General features: G+C 55.4%; 13 protein-coding genes. 12 read left to right on the top strand and 1 reads right to left on the bottom strand.

Annotation, left to right across the window (positions count from 1 at the left end; genetic code table 11):
* Positions 1-62: 62 nt before the first annotated feature.
* Positions 63-1,532, bottom strand: a complete 1,470-nt coding sequence (locus tag NI000_RS05940; protein WP_253408652.1) for a hypothetical protein — start codon at positions 1,530-1,532, stop codon at positions 63-65.
* Between the two features lie 44 nt (positions 1,533-1,576).
* Between NI000_RS05940 and NI000_RS05935 the strand changes: the two genes are divergently transcribed.
* The 12 genes from NI000_RS05935 (at position 1,577) to hemH (ending at position 16,375) form a co-directional block, all read left to right on the top strand.
* Positions 1,577-4,672, top strand: coding sequence for an efflux RND transporter permease subunit (locus tag NI000_RS05935; RefSeq protein WP_446030830.1), 3,096 nt, complete (start codon positions 1,577-1,579; stop codon positions 4,670-4,672).
* A 180-nt stretch (positions 4,673-4,852) separates the two neighbouring features.
* Positions 4,853-5,440 carry a non-ribosomal peptide synthetase module gene (locus NI000_RS05930; RefSeq protein ID WP_253408650.1) on the top strand — a complete coding sequence of 196 codons (588 nt, stop codon included), beginning with the start codon at positions 4,853-4,855 and terminating at the stop codon, positions 5,438-5,440.
* 428 nt (positions 5,441-5,868) lie between these two features.
* A complete protein-coding gene (gene speD, locus NI000_RS05925; RefSeq protein WP_010494003.1) occupies positions 5,869-6,270 on the top strand; it encodes an adenosylmethionine decarboxylase in 402 nt (133 codons plus the stop codon).
* A gap of 129 nt (positions 6,271-6,399) precedes the next feature.
* Positions 6,400-6,930, top strand: a complete 531-nt coding sequence (locus NI000_RS05920; RefSeq protein ID WP_253408648.1) for an S-adenosylmethionine decarboxylase — start codon at positions 6,400-6,402, stop codon at positions 6,928-6,930.
* A gap of 659 nt (positions 6,931-7,589) precedes the next feature.
* On the top strand, positions 7,590-8,993 hold the full coding sequence (gene hemA, locus NI000_RS05915; RefSeq protein WP_253408958.1) for a glutamyl-tRNA reductase: 1,404 nt from the start codon (positions 7,590-7,592) through the stop codon (positions 8,991-8,993).
* 15 nt (positions 8,994-9,008) lie between these two features.
* Positions 9,009-9,833, top strand: coding sequence for a cytochrome c biogenesis protein CcsA (gene ccsA, locus NI000_RS05910; protein ID WP_253408646.1), 825 nt, complete (start codon positions 9,009-9,011; stop codon positions 9,831-9,833).
* Positions 9,834-9,846: 13 nt separating this feature from the next.
* Positions 9,847-10,608 carry a precorrin-2 dehydrogenase/sirohydrochlorin ferrochelatase family protein gene (locus NI000_RS05905; RefSeq protein WP_309247875.1) on the top strand — a complete coding sequence of 254 codons (762 nt, stop codon included), beginning with the start codon at positions 9,847-9,849 and terminating at the stop codon, positions 10,606-10,608.
* 71 nt (positions 10,609-10,679) lie between these two features.
* Positions 10,680-11,615, top strand: coding sequence for a hydroxymethylbilane synthase (gene hemC / locus NI000_RS05900; RefSeq protein ID WP_253408644.1), 936 nt, complete (start codon positions 10,680-10,682; stop codon positions 11,613-11,615).
* A gap of 13 nt (positions 11,616-11,628) precedes the next feature.
* Entirely contained in the window at positions 11,629-13,164 is a 1,536-nt protein-coding gene (cobA, locus tag NI000_RS05895) for a uroporphyrinogen-III C-methyltransferase (RefSeq protein WP_253408642.1), read from the top strand.
* Between the two features lie 3 nt (positions 13,165-13,167).
* Positions 13,168-14,160 carry a porphobilinogen synthase gene (gene hemB, locus NI000_RS05890; protein ID WP_253408641.1) on the top strand — a complete coding sequence of 331 codons (993 nt, stop codon included), beginning with the start codon at positions 13,168-13,170 and terminating at the stop codon, positions 14,158-14,160.
* A 195-nt stretch (positions 14,161-14,355) separates the two neighbouring features.
* Positions 14,356-15,429 (top strand): uroporphyrinogen decarboxylase, encoded by a 1,074-nt coding sequence (gene hemE, locus NI000_RS05885; protein ID WP_253408639.1) that lies wholly within the window; start codon positions 14,356-14,358, stop codon positions 15,427-15,429.
* 1 nt (position 15,430) lies between these two features.
* Positions 15,431-16,375, top strand: coding sequence for a ferrochelatase (gene hemH / locus NI000_RS05880; RefSeq protein WP_253408638.1), 945 nt, complete (start codon positions 15,431-15,433; stop codon positions 16,373-16,375).
* Positions 16,376-16,378: the final 3 nt, after the last annotated feature.

The following is a 16,378-nucleotide window of genomic DNA, read 5'->3' as shown; positions in this document are numbered from 1 at the left end:
GCTATCTCCCGATCTCCGGTCTCTTGTGCCGGTAAACGGGAGTAGCCTTTTTAAGCTTGATTTTACCGCTTAAGCTCATAATCCCACCACATCCGGCTCTGGCCGGACGTCAGGTCAGAAATGCGGTTCACCTGACGGTCCACGACATAAATGTGCCCTTTGCTGTCTACATAGCCTCTGCCTGCTCCTTTGTACAAAAACAACCGCGTTTCTTTCCCCTGCAGGTCCAGATGATAGTACGTCTCCCGTTCCTCTGCATCAAGCGGAATGAAACTATCATGATAAGCTTTAAAACGGTCGCTGTAGGCTTTGACCGTCAATCCGTCGTTGGTGGAAGCCAACAGATCGATGTCTTTTTCCCCAAGCTTCGTGTTCATGCCATGGAGCTGTCCCGATACATCCAACAGCGCGAGCTGACCGTATACGTTCGGCGTCCGGCTTGTCATCCGGTCGGCCGCTTCGCTGGCAATCCAGAACGAACCGTTCGGGTTGCGGACCACCCGCGTGGGCACTTGTGTTAAATCCGGCACGGATGAAGCTTTCCCGTCCCGAAGAATGAAAGCCTCGTGCGTATAGGGTGTGTAAGGAGCTGGGATGTGCAGAAAGCTTGAGATCGAGATGACGGCGAGCACCGTTCGGTCGTCGAGCTTCATGATTTTGGATTGCACGTCCAGTCCCTTATTCTCATATTCTGTTTGCGATGCGTAGAAGGCTGCGGCTTTTTCCAGAATCGGCTTGAGCGACATCAATTCGATGTTGTCGTAATACACCGAATCTCCCAGACGCACGGCCGTCCGATCCGGCTCTCCGGCAAAAGGCACGCCGGGCTTCCGCTTTTCCGCTAATTGATTTATACCAGCCTTCGCTTTGTCGTCTATCGGGGACGGATCGCCTTTCAAATCTTTGTTCACCTTCAGCATCCGGTTCGACTCGGCCTCCACATAGAGCGCTTCCGTATCCTCGGCGATAATGCGGTGCAGCACCTTTTGCTGCTCCGTTATAAGCTGAAATCCTTCCTGTGCGCTCCAATCCGTCCGCCAGCCGAACTCGTTATGAGTAAAACGCCAGGTCATCGGCAAATAGGAGACGTTGTCCACCAGCAGCAGCGGGTAAGGCTCGCCGGCATTGTTGATGGATTTTCCGTTCACTTCGATAGGAAATCCGGGCAGTATGGCTTCATAGCGCCGGCTTACGAATGCTTTATCCTTCGACTCGGCCGTCGGCCGTATCCCCGAAGGGCGCTCGCGGCGGCTAATCTTAAGCCCGCGGGCGGCGTCCCAAGCCACTTTCAACCCGAGGGTGTCCTCGAAATGCTTCGCCGGAAGATAAACCATGTTTTTATACATCAATGCGGGATAAGGGCTTCGCTCGTTATCGATCTTTAGACCGTTCACTTGAACCGGGAACGAAGGAAGCTGGAGCGGGACGGACGGTTCTTCGGCTTGTGCGGGGGCGCCGGAGGCAAGTGCAAGCAATATCCCGGCGACCAGCCCACCGACGGTATGGCGTAAACGAATGCGATGATTTTTCATCCAGCGATCCTCCTTCGTATAATCTTCCGCCTTTTACCCCAAACTTGGAGCAAGAGACTTTGTTTTCCATCCTGAGCGAGGAGCGTCAGAGCGAATTGAACCTCTTAACCCGTTTCAGCTTAAAAAATGCGGCCGCCATCTTGTTAGGCTCCATCCTGCTTTTGCTCGGCGGAATATACGCTTTCACGTCCCTGAAAGTGGACTTGCTGCCGGATGTGGAACTGCCCACGCTAACGGTGCAAGCCGTGTACCCCGGGGCATCTCCGACCGATGTGGAGGAGCGGGTAACGCGCGAGCTGGAACGAAGCTTGAAAGCGCTCAGCGGCCTCGAATCGTTAACGAGCCAATCGATGGAAAGCTTCGCCGTGGTGCAGATGAAGTACCCGATCGGGACAGATATGGAGCTGGCTTCCCGTCAGGCAGAAGACGCGTTCAAGGGGCTGAAGCTTCCCGAGGGCGTGACGCCCAAAGTGACGCGATTGAATTTCAGCGCGCTGCCTATCCTGAACCTGGCCGTATTCTCGAAGCAGAGCGATTCCATTGAAGAGCTTATCGTTCAGGACATTCAGCCGGAATTGGAAAAAATCCCAGGCGTCAGCAGCGTGGCGGCAGGCGGTTTAAAGGAAAGCTATATCCGAATTGCCGTCGATCCCGCCAAAGCCAAAGCGTATAATCTAACCTTAACCCAAATTCAGCAAAAAGTGCAGGGGCTATTTTTGTCCTTCCCGGCCGGTTCCGTGGTTGAGAACGAGCTGGTCATTCCGGTCCGGGTCGAGCAGCGCGCCGCGGGCATTCAGGAATTGAAGCGGCTTGCGCTGGATGTCCAGACGGGTTTCCCGCCTGTCCCCGCCGAGATCGCTCTGGAAGATATCGCCGCTGTGCAGCCGATAGAGGAAGCGTCTGAGCTCGTTCGTTACAACGACAAAAGCGCCCTGGCCCTATCCATTTCCAAAAAACAGGATGCCAATACGGTCCAAATCGCCGATCAGGCATTCGCCGTGTTGAATAAGCACCGGGACCGGATCGATTACGCGCTCGCTTTCGACCAGTCGGAAGGGATCAAAAAGTCGGTCGAAAGCCTGCAGAGAGAAGGGCTGTACGGAGCGCTGTTCGCCTCTTTGGCGGTGCTGCTGTTTCTGAGGAATCTAAGAGCGACGCTCATCGCCGTCTTATCCATCCCTTTGTCTTTATTGATCGCATCGATCGTCTTGAATCGCATGGACATCACCTTGAACATCATGACGCTGGGCGGCATGGCCGTTGCGGTAGGGCGGGTGGTCGACGACAGCATCGTGGTGATCGAAAATATTTATAGGCGCATGAGCCAAAGAAAATCCGGACAAGACCGGACGCAAATTACATTAGAAGCGACCAAAGAGATTATGGGCGCGATCACATCGTCCACCTTGACGACCGTCGTCGTGTTTTTGCCGCTCGGCTTCGTGGGGGGAATTACCGGGACGTTTTTTAAGCCGTTTGCGCTGACCGTCGTCTTTGCGCTTGTCGCTTCGCTGCTTGTTGCCGTTACGCTCGTCCCGATTTTGGCCAAAGCTTCGTTCGGCCGCATCCGGGAGACGGAGGAGCGGGAAAGCGCGCTGCAGCGGGGGTATGCGGCAGTGCTCGCCTCGGCGCTGCGGCACAAATGGACCGTCATCGCCGTTTCGCTGGCGGTGCTTGCCGGGTCGCTTCTGCTGGTGCCGAAGCTCGGCTTTATTTTTTTGCCGAACGAGAAGCAGCGGATCGTCGCCGCCGGAGTGCAGCTGCCGCCCGCTTCCCAGCTTCAGAAAACGAACGAAATATCCAAAGATATTGAAAAGATGCTCCGCGAACAGCCGGACGTCTTCGAATACGTATTTACAACGATCGGCGGGCTCGATTACCGTTCCGGTCTCAAGCAGGCGAATCAGGCGCAGTACATGATGAGCGTGAAACGTTCGGCCGATATTGAAGCCGTCGTGAAGACGCTCGCGGTCAAGATGGATGCCATCGTTAAAAAGAGCTCGCCGGGGGGAACCGTAACGGTGCAGGAAATGAGCTCAGGAGGACCCATGACCGGGACAAGTGTCGAAGTTCGGCTGTTCGGCAGCCAACCGGACCGGCTGGGGGAAGCCGCCAAGCGGATGGAGGATCGGCTGAAGCAGGTGCCTTATCTGCGCTCGGTCAAAAACAATTTCCGCGAAAAGCAGCGGCAGTGGACCGTCCGCATTGATCCCGGGAAAGCCGCCGCGGCAGGAGTCGACCCCCAACTGGTGCTCGGACTCGTCTCGGACCGAACCAGGCCGGTCGAGATCGGCACGTACAAGCTGGACGGCAAGCCGAAAAAGCTGCAGGCCACCTATACGGCGGGCCCAGCCAATGCCGCTGAGCTCGAGCAAATGCCGCTGTTCGGCAAAAAAGGCCCGGTGCTGCTTCGCGATATCGCGGCCGTCGAAGCATCCGATACCGTATCCGCGATTCAGAAGTTGGACGGCAAGCCTTATGCCGCAGTCAGCGCGGAGCTGACCGGAAACAATATCAGTCAAACGACGCAAGAGGTGAAAGACGCGGCTTCTGCTGTCCTGCTGCCAGAGGGTGTTACGCTCGACTTCGGCGGCGGCAGCGACGAGACGGAGAAGACGTTTAAGGATCTGGGCGTGGCGATTGCCGCGGCCATCGGGTTGGTTTATTTGGTTATGCTCGTCACCTTCGGCCAAGCGCGCGTTCCGTTCATCATCTTGTCTTCGCTGCTGTTCGTACCGGTCGGTGCGGCCTTCGGCCTGTATTTGACCGGAGAGCCGCTGTCGGTCAGCGCCATGATCGGCCTGCTGATGCTGGTCGGCATCGTCGTGACGAACGCGATTGTGCTGATCGACCGGGTGCGTCAAAACCGCGATAGCGGGTTAAACATACGCGAGGCGCTTATCGAAGCGGGCAAAACGCGGCTGCGCCCTATTCTGATGACCGCGTTCGCTACCGTCTGCGCGTTGATTCCTTTGGCGTTGACCGAATCGGAGGGCAGTTTGATTTCCAAAGGGCTTGCCGTCGTCGTGATCGGGGGCTTGGTTACGTCGACGCTGCTGACGCTGGTCATCGTGCCGGTGATGTATGAATTGTTTTTTCATCGTCAGCGCCGCAGGGAACTGCGGAACAAAAGGAGGTAAAGCGAGTTTTTAAGCTTTTATGCCGTCCTTCTGCGAGGAAAACGCGGAATTTTCTGATTTCCGGCGAAAATCAATGGCTGCCTGGCAGGAATATTAAATAATTATGTAGTATAATGTATATAGACAATAGAATCAGGCTCACAGACACATGGTTTGAAAAAAATGAATCGAGGGATTTTTATGGCAATTAGGTTAGCGACCGAATACGTCAAAACCTGCCTGCAGCTTACGGAAGCCGAGATGGTCAAGTTCATTCGGATGTTTGTCGATCACGGAGCCTCTCTGCAAGTCAAAGTACTCGAAAACGGAAATCAAGAGGTGGTATTGCCGGACGACGCCGGCGAAGAAATCGTGCTGTCGTTCGAACGTGAAATGAACTTGTATGTATGCCGGGGAACATGCCGCATCCGCAACAAAAATTTGGTCAACCTGATGCGCAAAGCCGTAGCCGAATTTAAAGGCGACGCTATCGTGCATCGCATTTATGCAGCATATACGATGGTCTATACGTACAAGCAAGGCGCGGTTGTCCGAATTACCGAGAAAAAGGGCGCCGCGGAAAAAGTAATTTACGAATATCGGGACACCGTCGGACAATTGGAGCAACTGTTCCATAAGAATGAGGTGGAGCAGGAAATCCAAATGCTCAAAGCCCAGGTGAATCATCTGCTCGACATGAGAAACGAGATGCAAGAAGCCGCCATCCGCGAGCATATCGACGGGCGTTTGCACAAACTTACCCATCGCTTGTTCGTACTCGAAGCTTAACATATATCTTTTAGACTTCTCGATCATAGCGGAAAAAGCTCTTCCTGATCGCCCATACAAAGGGCAGGGAAGAGTTTTTTTGTATTTTTATGCATCAGAGAGTATATTTCGCCTTGGGAAAAAACAAAAAAAAAAACGGAAAAGTTGGGCTTATCCGGCACTTCGCAGCTTACACACCAGGCGGGCTTCGGGCATAATTTATTGTTGTGTGCCGCCCTCGGGCAGGTAAATATGGCCTGTGCAAAAAAAAGGGTTGCATTTCTGTTCAATAGATGTTATTTTTATCTTCGTTGAAAACAAAATAGGAACCAGGATTCACTCAGGACATGTAATGTTGCGAGAGATTATTCCCTCGGGAAGTGAATGACGTAGGTCCTAGCGGATGAAATTTTCAAAACATTTTATTCCTAGGAAGGGGGAACCGGAAGATGGAATATTCAACTTTCGGAAGACACGTAGCTGTAGACACTTGGGGAGTAGATTTTGAGCTTCTCAACAATGCTGAATGGTTACAAGCGCAAATGGTAGAAGCTGCTGAGGTATGCGGAGCAACCGTGTTGTCGGTACAATCCAAACAATTTGAGCCCCAAGGGGCAACCGTTCTGGTCATGTTGTCGGAAAGTCATCTCTCCATTCATACGTATCCTGAGAGAGGATTTGCTGCCCTTGACTGCTATACTTGCGGCGAGACGGTAGACCCTCAGCTCGCGATCGAGCACATGCTGTCCGTGCTGAAGCCGGAAGTGTCTCACGCGAAGAAACTGGTTCGCGGTATGGGTGAACTGCAAGTGGAAACACCGGCATTGAAGCAAGCTGAATTGGTAAAATAATTACAAGCGCATATACGATAACCACGGATGATTCCGTGGTTATTTCTTTTGCCCCGGGCCCATACACTCTCAAAGAGAGCTTGGTTCCTGCGGCGTCCGTCCGCCGCAGGCAGAGGAGGGGGACCCGGGTTGAAAAGATTCAGAAAAAAGCTGTTCATGTACCTGATCGTAGCCGTGCTGATCATCTGGCCCGTTCTGCAAATCGTGGAATTGATCGGCCATAAGGCACCGCCCGAAAAAGCGGAAAAACTGCTGTATCAAATATCCCTCTTTCAAATGGAGCTGCTCGGCAGCTACTTGCAGGAAACCGGCAAGCTCAAGGATACCGATTCGCTCAGCGCACTCCGTCAAGCCGTTTACTCGGCTTCATTCGCGCACGATCATCTGGCGCTTGCCTACAGCGACACCAGCTTGGCGAAGCTTGATTCGCTCGCCCAGCTCATGCAATATTTGCTGCGCCTCCAGGTCGGCGGCTCCCGCCCTTTACGCGCAGAAGAGGCTCAGACCCTCGGAGACGTTTCGAAGCTATACGCCGACTTGTACGAGGCCTACAGCAAACTGATGTCGAGCGGCGCCGACATTGTCGGTTCGCAGAACGACCGTTTGATGAAATCTGACAAAGCGATCGCCGACCTCCTGCGCAAAAAGCTGTTGCAATAATCGCGGTAGTCGTATAGGCCTGCGCGTTTCGGAGGAAACTAAAAATGGCAGTCTTAGGCAAGAGAGGGCGTGATTTCGATCACAGCCCGCTTTAGCGAGGCGTGATAGGATGTTGTGGGAAGTTAGGGAATGATAAGTGGTTCTCGGCGGATTGTGACGGTGTGGGATATGGGGTTCGCCGCTCGCTCCCAACGAAGTGTGTGGGAGTCGAGCCCATCGCAGTGAAGCGTGTTCAGGAGACGGCCGCTTCCTGAGGGAAGCCGGCCTCTCCTGAACAGACGCGATCCCGGCGCCAAAGTAGCACCTAAACGCGTCTCTGCACCTCCTACGTTCTTTACCCGTTCCCGCACGCCATTGAGCGTATCCTTGCGTTAACCGGCCCCCTCTCCATAGGGGAGAGAGGGGCGGTTAACACAAGGAGGAAAAGCGCTCACTCCACCAACTGTGCATCGAAGCTCGGGGGTCCAGGGGGCAAGTCCCCTGGGGTCCCTGTTGCTTCCGATGCCGGTTTTGCTCCGCAAAACCCTGAGGGGGATTTAGGGGGATGGAAACCCTTCCCTGTAATAAAACTTTCAAAATTATTGTCGCAAAAACTCGGACTTGTTCCGCATGGTGTGATATAATAAATTGACTTTACGAGGAGGAGGCAGGTGAACCAGATGCATATCGTCGTGGCGGGTTTAAATTATCGCACAGCACCGGTGTCCATCAGAGAAAAATTTGCATTCGCCGAAGGGGATTTGCCGCTGGCGCTGAAGGAGCTCAAGGAAACGAAGAGCGTCATGGAGTGCGTCGTCGTGGGCACCTGCAACCGGACGGAATTGTACGTGGCGGTCGATCGCCAGCCCTGTGCCCATTATTTGCGGGGCTTTATCGAGAAATGGTTCGGCGTGCCGCGCGGAGAGTATCAGGAGCATTTGTACGTTTACGAGAACGAGAAGGCGATCGAGCATTTATTCCGCGTAACGAGCGGCCTCGACTCGATGGTCATCGGCGAGACGCAGATTTTGGGACAGGTTCGGGACGCGTTTCTGCTGGCTCAGCGCGAGAAGACGACCGGCGTTTTGTTCAACACATTGTTCAAGCAAGCCGTAACGATGGCCAAACGGGCCCATTTCGAGACCGGCATCGGGGAAAATCCGGTGTCTGTCAGCTATGCGGCCGTCGAGCTGGGTAAGCGTATTTTCGGCAGCTACGCGCATAAGAAAGTGTTGATTATCGGCGCGGGTAAAATGAGCGAGTTGACCGTCAAGCACCTGTACGCGAACGGAGCGGACAAAGTGACCGTCGTGAACCGGACGCTCAGCCGGGCGCAAGAGCTGGCGGACAAGTTCCGGGGCGTGGCGAGCACGATGGACCGGCTGATGGCGCACCTGGAAGAAGCCGACATCGTGATCAGCTCCACCGGAGCCGCCGGTTACGTGCTGACGGCCGAGCAGGTGTCCTGTATTTTGCAGCGGCGCCGTTCGCGACCGCTGTTCATGATCGATATCGCGGTTCCGAGAGACCTCGATCCGCGGCTTGGCGAGATGCCGAACGTCTTTTTATACGATATCGACAATCTTCAATCGCTCGTGAACTCTCATTTGGAAGAGAGGCGTAAAGCTGCGGTGCAGATTGAGAAAATGATCCGTGAGGAAATGGCGGCCTTCGAGCAGTGGACGAAAACGCTGGGCGTCAGCCCGGTCATTCAAGCGCTGCAGACCAAAGCGGCCACGATTCACGAGGAAACGATGGACAGCTTGATGAAGAAGCTGCCGGATTTGGACGAACACGAATTGAAGGTCATTCGCAAATTAACGAAAAGCATCGTCAATCAGATGCTGCGCGATCCCATTGTCCGCATTAAAGAAATGGCTGCCGAGCGTCACGGGGATGACGCGCTGGACATGTTCACGAAAATTTTTGCTTTGGAAGAGCCTTTGGCTGAGCAAAAACGGGTGGAGCAGGCGGTACGGAAGCAGGAGGCGGAGGCGGCGCAGGATCGGATCAAGGAAGAACTGCTATCCAAAGTGCGGGCCGCGGCGCCTGCCGAAGCGCTTGACGTTCTGGCCAAAGCTTGACCGGAAAGGAACAGCATGGTCACTCAAACCTGGTTGTACGATGTCATTTTATATATTTATGCCCTGAGCCTCCTGTTTTACTTCTCGGACTTTGTCGGTCCGAACCGAAGTGCAAAACGGATGGGGACAGGGTTGCTTTCTTTTGTATGGGTGCTGCAAACCGCCTACTTAATTTACAGCTTGGTCACGCACGGCAAGCTGTCGGCGTTTTCCATGTTCGAAACGCTTTTTATTTTATCTTGGCTGCTTGTGACCGTCTCGCTGATCGTGAACCGCTTTTTCCGGATCGAGCTGTTTGTGTTTTTGGTAAACGTGTTCGGATTCGCGACGTTTGCGCTTAACGTCTTCAGCCGGCCGGGACTGGCGCCGACCTTGGCGCATTGGAACATTAACGACGAGCTTTTATTCATTCATATCACGCTGGCGGTTTCCGGCTATGCGGCATTCGTCGTATCCGCCATTTTTTCCGGCATGTACTTGTTTCTGCACCGCAAGCTGAAGGAAAAGCAGTGGTCGCAGCAAATGCTGCGGCTGCCGAGCTTGGAGAATACGGATCGTTATGCGTTTGTTTCCGTCGTCATCGGAGCTCCGTTATTGCTGCTTACGCTGTCGCTTGGGATTGTCTGGATCGCGCTTGAGGGCGATTTCATGCTGTTCTTTGATCCGAAGGTGCTGAATTCCTGGTTCGTGCTGTTGGCCTATATTTTTTATTTGTTTCAACGGTTGGTGATGAAAGCGGCAGGCAACCGGCTGGCGTTGTGGAATTTGGCCGCGTTCGTCATTACGCTGCTCAACTTTTTGTTGGCTAACCAATATTCGAACTTCCACCAATGGTATTGAGGGGGCGTAGGAAATGACGAAAGCTGGCGAAGGAAGGCTCTCGGGGCCGTCCCCCGGCGTCAAATCCTACTATCCCGCTATGCTCGATCTTGAAGGCCGGCCTTGCGCCGTTATCGGCGGCGGCCGAGTGGCGGAGCGCAAGGCACGCGCGCTCCTGGAGGCGGGGGCTCGCGTCACCGTCGTGAGCCCCGTTTTTACGCCGCAGCTGGAAGCGTGGGCGGCCTCGGGCGTGGTGCGAGCGCTGCGCGAGCGGTACGCGCCCGGGCTGACCGCGCTGGCCGAGGCGCGGCTGGTGTTCGCGGCCACCGACGATGCGTCGGTGAACGCGCAAGTCTGCGCCGAGGCCGAGGCGCTCGGCAAGTTCGCGAACGCGGCCGATGACGGGGCCGGCGGCGGTTTTCTCGTCCCTGCCGCGGTGCGGCGGGGACGGTTGACGCTTGCGGTGTCCACCGCAGGCGCGAGCCCTGGTTTAGCCGCGGTGCTGCGCCGCAGGCTGGAGGAAGCGTTCGGCGAAGAGTATGCGCCGTACGTAGAGCTGCTCCATGAACTGCGCGGCATCGTACAGCAGGCCGTCCCGGAAACGGGCGAGCGGCAGGAGCTGTTCCGCAGCATGCTGGAGTGGGAGCTCCTGCCGCTGCTGCGAAGCGGCAGGGTCGATCCGGCGGAGCTGCGCGCCGAGCTGGCGCGCAGAGTGCTGCAAGATCCGACGCTGGGAGGCATGGAGGCGATCGGCGACTGGCTGCGTGTACATGCGCGGCAATTGGGATATGAATGAGTATACAGTAGTACATAGAGAATACAGCACTTCCGACTTTGCAGGGAGAAGATAAGGGGTTGACTTCACGCATGCGCACCATCGTAGTAGGCACCAGACAAAGCGCGCTTGCTTTGACGCAAACCGGACAGGTGATTGATCACCTGCGCGAGCTTTGCAAGCGGCACGACATCGAAGCCGAATTCGAGCTGAAAAAAATCGTCACCAAGGGCGACCGCATCCTGGACGTTACGCTTTCGAAAGTCGGCGGCAAGGGCCTGTTCGTGAAAGAAATCGAGCAGGCGCTGCTTGACGGCGAAATCGATCTCGCGGTACACAGCATGAAGGATATGCCCTTCGAACTGCCCGAAGGACTTATGGTCGGCGCCGTTCCTCTGCGGGAAGATCCGCGCGACTGCTTGATCACGCGAGACGGCCGCGGGCTCGATGACTTGCCTCAGGGCGCCAAGGTCGGAACCAGCAGCCTGCGCCGGGCTTCCCAGTTGCAGCATTACCGTCCCGACTTGCAGATCGAATCGATCCGCGGCAATATCGACTCGCGGCTGCGCAAGCTGGAGACAGAAGGCTTCGATGCCATCCTGCTCGCCGCCGCCGGACTGCATCGGATCGGTTGGCAGGACCGCATCAGCGCTTACCTGCCACCGGAGTTGTGCCTGCCGGCGGTCGGACAAGGCGCATTATGCATCGAATGCCGTAGCGATAACGAGTTCGTGCTCGACTTGTTGTCCAAGTACAAGCACGAGCCGACGGCCGTTGCCGTTGCCGCGGAGCGCAGCTTCCTGGGCCGTTTGAACGGCGGCTGCCAAGTGCCGATCGGCGCTCACGCGCATTTGACGGAAGGAAGCGGCCCGTCTATTGTACTGACCGGCATGGTCGGATCGCCGGATGGCAAGCGGGTGTTGAAAGAGACGATGACCGGAGACGATCCGCAGCAATTGGGTCTGCAACTGGCGGAAGCATTGATTGCGAAAGGTGCTGCGGAACTGCTTGCATTAGCTGAAGAATAGGGGAGAAGCGGTTGTGAACAAGGGTGTCGTTTATCTTGTCGGTGCCGGACCGGGAGATCCGAAGCTGATTACGCTGAGAGGCTTAGAAGCGATTCAGCGAGCCGACGTGGTTGTCTATGACCGGCTGGCCAGCCCCCGTCTGCTCAAACATATGAAAGCAGGGGCAGAGAAAATTTTTGTCGGCAAACTGCCGGACAAACATATGATGAAGCAGGAGGAGATCAGCCGCTTGCTCGTCGATTTGGCGCTGCAAGGAAAAACGGTGACCCGGCTCAAAGGCGGAGATCCGAGCGTATTCGGGCGCGTAGGCGAAGAAGCGGAACTGCTCGCGGAGCACGGAATCCGCTTCGAGATCGTGCCCGGCATCACGTCCGCGATCGCCGTCCCCGCTTATGCAGGTATCCCGGTGACGCACCGTGATTTTACTTCGTCCTTTTCGATCGTAACCGGTCATGAATATAAGAATAAAACGTACTCCCAAGTGAATTGGGATAACTTGGCGCAAGCCTCCGGCACGTTGATCTTTTTGATGGGGGTCGCCAATCTGGAGCAGATCTGCACGGAGCTGATCCGCGGAGGAAAATCGCCGCAAACGCCGGTCGCTCTAATCCGGTGGGGAACTTGGATGGAGCAGGAGACGCTGGCGGGTACGTTAACGGATATTGTCGACAAGGTAAGAGCGGCAGGCTTCCAGTCCCCGGCCGTCACCATTGTCGGCGAAGTGGTCAAGCTGCGCGACAAGCTGGCCTGGTTCGAAAGCAAACCGTTGTTCGGCCGGCGTATTCTGGTTACCCGCGCGCGCAGTCAGGCGAGCGAGCTGTCCTCGCAAATCGACGAGCTTGGCGGGGAAGCCGTGGAATTTCCGGTGATCCGTACCCGGCCACCTTCCCGTCCGGAAGCGCAAGCGGCGCGGGACGAAGCGTTGAAACGCCTTTCCTCCTTTGATTGGGTGCTGTTCACGAGTGCGAACGGCGTCGAATTTTTTATGGAGCGGCTGCGGGAGCTGCGGCTCGACATTCGGGCATTAGGGAATGCCCGCTTGGCGGCTGTCGGTCCGAAAACGGCGGCTGCTTTAGCGCAGTACGGATTGCTGGCAGAGGTCGTCCCTTCTGAATTCGACGGGGACGCTTTGCTGGACGCCATCGCCCCCGAGCTTTGCCCGGGGCAGAATGTGCTGCTTGCGACGGCGGATATCGCCAGAGCGTATTTGCCCGAACAATTGCGGGAGCGTGGCTTGAACGTAACCAAAATCGATATCTACGAAACGGTGCTGGATACCGAGGGCGGTTCTGAGATTATTGGGCTGCTGAAGCAAAACATGCTGCATATCGTTACTTTTACCAGTTCCTCGACGGTTACAAATTTGCTGCGCGCGCTGCAGGAGCTTGGCGAGACGGAACCGCTCAAGCTGCTGCAGGGATGTAAGATCGCTTGTATCGGTCCGAGAACGGCGGCAACCGCGCAGGAAGCGGGACTTAAGGTCGATTATGTAGCCAAGGAAGCGACCGTTGCTTCCCTGGTTCAGTGCTTATACGAGAAGGAGGAATAAACCATGAGTTTTCCACTTGTTCGAAACCGGCGATTGCGCAGCTCGGCTGCGCTTCGGAATTTGGTCCGGGAGCATACCGTTACGCTGCACGATCTGCTCTATCCGATATTTGTGACGCACGGAACGAATATTAAGGAAGAAATCAGCTCGATGCCGGGCGTCTACCATTTCTCGCTTGACCGGCTTGAAGAGGAAATCCGCGAAATCGTCGACCTGGGTCTTCAGGCCATTGTACTCTTCGGTGTTCCGCACGAGAAAGACGCGCATGCCAGCTCGGCCTACGATCCGAACGGCGTCGTTCAACAAGCGTCGCGTCTAATCAAAACATGGGCTCCGGAGCTGCTTATTGTTGCCGATACGTGCCTGTGCCAGTTTATGGACCACGGCCACTGCGGCGTCGTCCACTACGATGAGGCCAAAGGCCGCGCCGAGGTGTTGAACGATGAGTCGCTGGAACTGCTGGTCAAAACAGCGGTGTCGCAGGCGGAAGCCGGCGCCGACATTATCGCGCCGTCGAACATGATGGACGGCTTCGTTTATGCAATCCGTCAAGGACTTGACGAAGCCGGCTACGAGCAGGTGCCGATCATGTCGTACTCCGTGAAGTACGCTTCGTCGTTCTACGGCCCGTTCCGCGAAGCGGCACATTCCACGCCGCAGTTCGGGGACCGCAAAACGTACCAAATGGACCCGGCCAACGTGCGGGAAGCGCTGCGCGAAGCGGAATCCGACGTAGCCGAAGGCGCGGACATGCTGATGGTCAAACCGGCTCTCGCCTATATGGACGTCATCCGCGAGCTCCGCGACAATTTTAACCTGCCGCTCGTGGTGTATAACGTCAGCGGGGAATATTCCTTGGTTAAGGCTGCCGCCATGCAGGGTTGGGTCGACGAGAAATCGATCGTTCTGGAGACGATGACCGGATTTAAGCGGGCTGGCGCCGACATGATCATTACTTATTTTGCCAAAGATATCGCTCGCTGGCTCCGGAACTAACTGCCGCCACGATACGCGATGATGATGAAGACCGTTCCGCTATCCGGCGTTTCTCCCGGAGCGGAGCGGTCTTTTGCATAGCGGCACTGTCAAACTTTTGTCGGAAACTGTAGCCTGACACACGTTGTTACCTCGTTTCAAATAGGGCATAATGGGAAGTAGACTATGGGAGTTTACGGAAAAGAGGATGCACCAATGAGTTATAACGATACGTTTATTCGAGCCTGTCGCAAACAGTCTGTCGAAACGCTGCCCGTATGGTATATGCGTCAAGCCGGCCGTTACGACCCCGAATACCGGAAAATTAAAGAGAAATACAGCCTGCTGGAAATTTGCAAGCAGCCGGAGCTGGCGGCTGAGGTTACCTTGATGCCGGTCAAAAAGCTGGGTGTGGATGCGGCGATCTTATATTCGGACATTATGAATCCGGTCGCTTCCATCGGCATTGATTTTGATATCGTGAAAAATGTCGGTCCGGTTATCGACAACCCGATCCGCTCGGCGGCGGACGTGAACAAGCTGAAGCCGATCCAGGTAGAGCAGGATCTGCCGCATATTTTGCGGACGATCGAGATCTTGGCGGCCGAGCTGAAGGTGCCGCTGATTACGTTCGCCGGAGCACCGTTTACGATCGCAAGCTACCTGATCGAAGGCAGGCCGTCCAAAAGCTATATCCGCACGAAAGGATTAATGTACGAAGAGCCGGAGGTATGGTTCAAGCTGATGGATAAGCTTGGCGATATGGTGATCGCTTATCTGAAAGCGCAGATTGCCTCGGGGGCGAAAGCGGTGCAGCTTTTCGACAGTTGGGTCGGCGCATTGTCTCCCGTTGATTTCAAAACGTATGTTCTGCCGACGATCCGCCGCATTTTTGCGGAGCTGAAGCATTTGGAGCAACCGAAAATTTATTTCCCGGGCGTCAGCTCCGGCGAATTGCTGCCTTATCTGCAAGGCATCGACGCCGATGTCATCGGTCTCGATTGGCGTGTATCGATCTCGGAGGGCCGCAGAAGGGTTGGCTCGTTCTATGCGGTGCAGGGCAATCTCGATCCGTACGTATTGACCGCTCCGATGTCCGTCATTCAGGCGCAGGCCAAGGCGATTATTGACGAGGGCATCCAGGAACCGGGCTATATTTTCAATCTGGGTCACGGACTGTTCCCGGAAGCGTCGCTGGAGAAGCTGAAAGAACTGACGGATTTCATTCACGACTATTCTCGTCAAGCTCTGAAAGCGCAAGGCTGGACGAAACAGGAAAGCGGTGTATAGCATGAGCGTTACGCAGCAGAAACGGATCGGTGTTCTGGTCATGTCTTACGGAACGCCGGAAAGCCTCGATCAAGTGGAAGCTTATTATACGCATATTCGTCGCGGGAATCCTCCGACTCCGGAGCAACTCAAGGATTTGACCGACCGCTACGAAGCGATTGTAGGAGGCTTCTTCCCGCTTCGGGAAAATACGGATAAGCAGGTGCAAGCGTTGGAAGCCCGGCTGAACGAGAAATACCAGGATACGACGTTCGTATGCTATCAAGGACTGAAGCACGCGTCCCCGTTCATTGAGGACGGCGTGGAGCGGATGGTGCAGGATGGGATTACGGAAGCCGTTGGCGTCGTGCTGGCGCCGCATTATTCGGTCATGAGCGTGGGCGGCTACATCAAGCGCGCGCAGGAGAAGGCGGATTCGCTGGGGCTTTCGATTCGTTTCGTGAAGAGCTATCATCTTCATCCGGCACTGATCGAAGCGCTTGTGCAGCGGGTGGAGGAAGGCTTGAACAGGTTCGAGGGTGTGGCGAAAGACGCGGTCAAAGTGATTTTTACGGCGCACAGCCTGCCTGAAAAAATTCTTGAAATGAAAGACCCGTATCCCGATCAGCTATTGGAATCGTCCAAAGCGATAGCCGAGCGATGCGGTATTACCCATTGGCAGTTCGGATGGCAAAGCGCCGGACAAACCGGCGTACCTTGGCTTGGACCCGATATTCTCGACGTCCTGCATACCGTGAAGAAAGAGAAGCAGGCGGAGCATGTGCTGATTTGTCCGATCGGGTTTGTATCCGATCATCTGGAAGTGCTGTACGATCTCGATATTGAAGCGCAGAAGACGGCACGGGAGCTCGGACTGCGGCTGGAACGCACCCGCTCGCTCAATACCGATCCGCTGTATATGGAAACGTTAAGCGACGTCGTTTACGCGCAGACCGAGAGGGATTGAGAC

This window comes from Paenibacillus tyrphae (assembly GCF_024158745.1).
Lineage (GTDB): Bacteria > Bacillota > Bacilli > Paenibacillales > NBRC-103111 > Paenibacillus_G > Paenibacillus_G tyrfis_A.
This window is presented reverse-complemented; position numbering and strand designations above follow the sequence as displayed.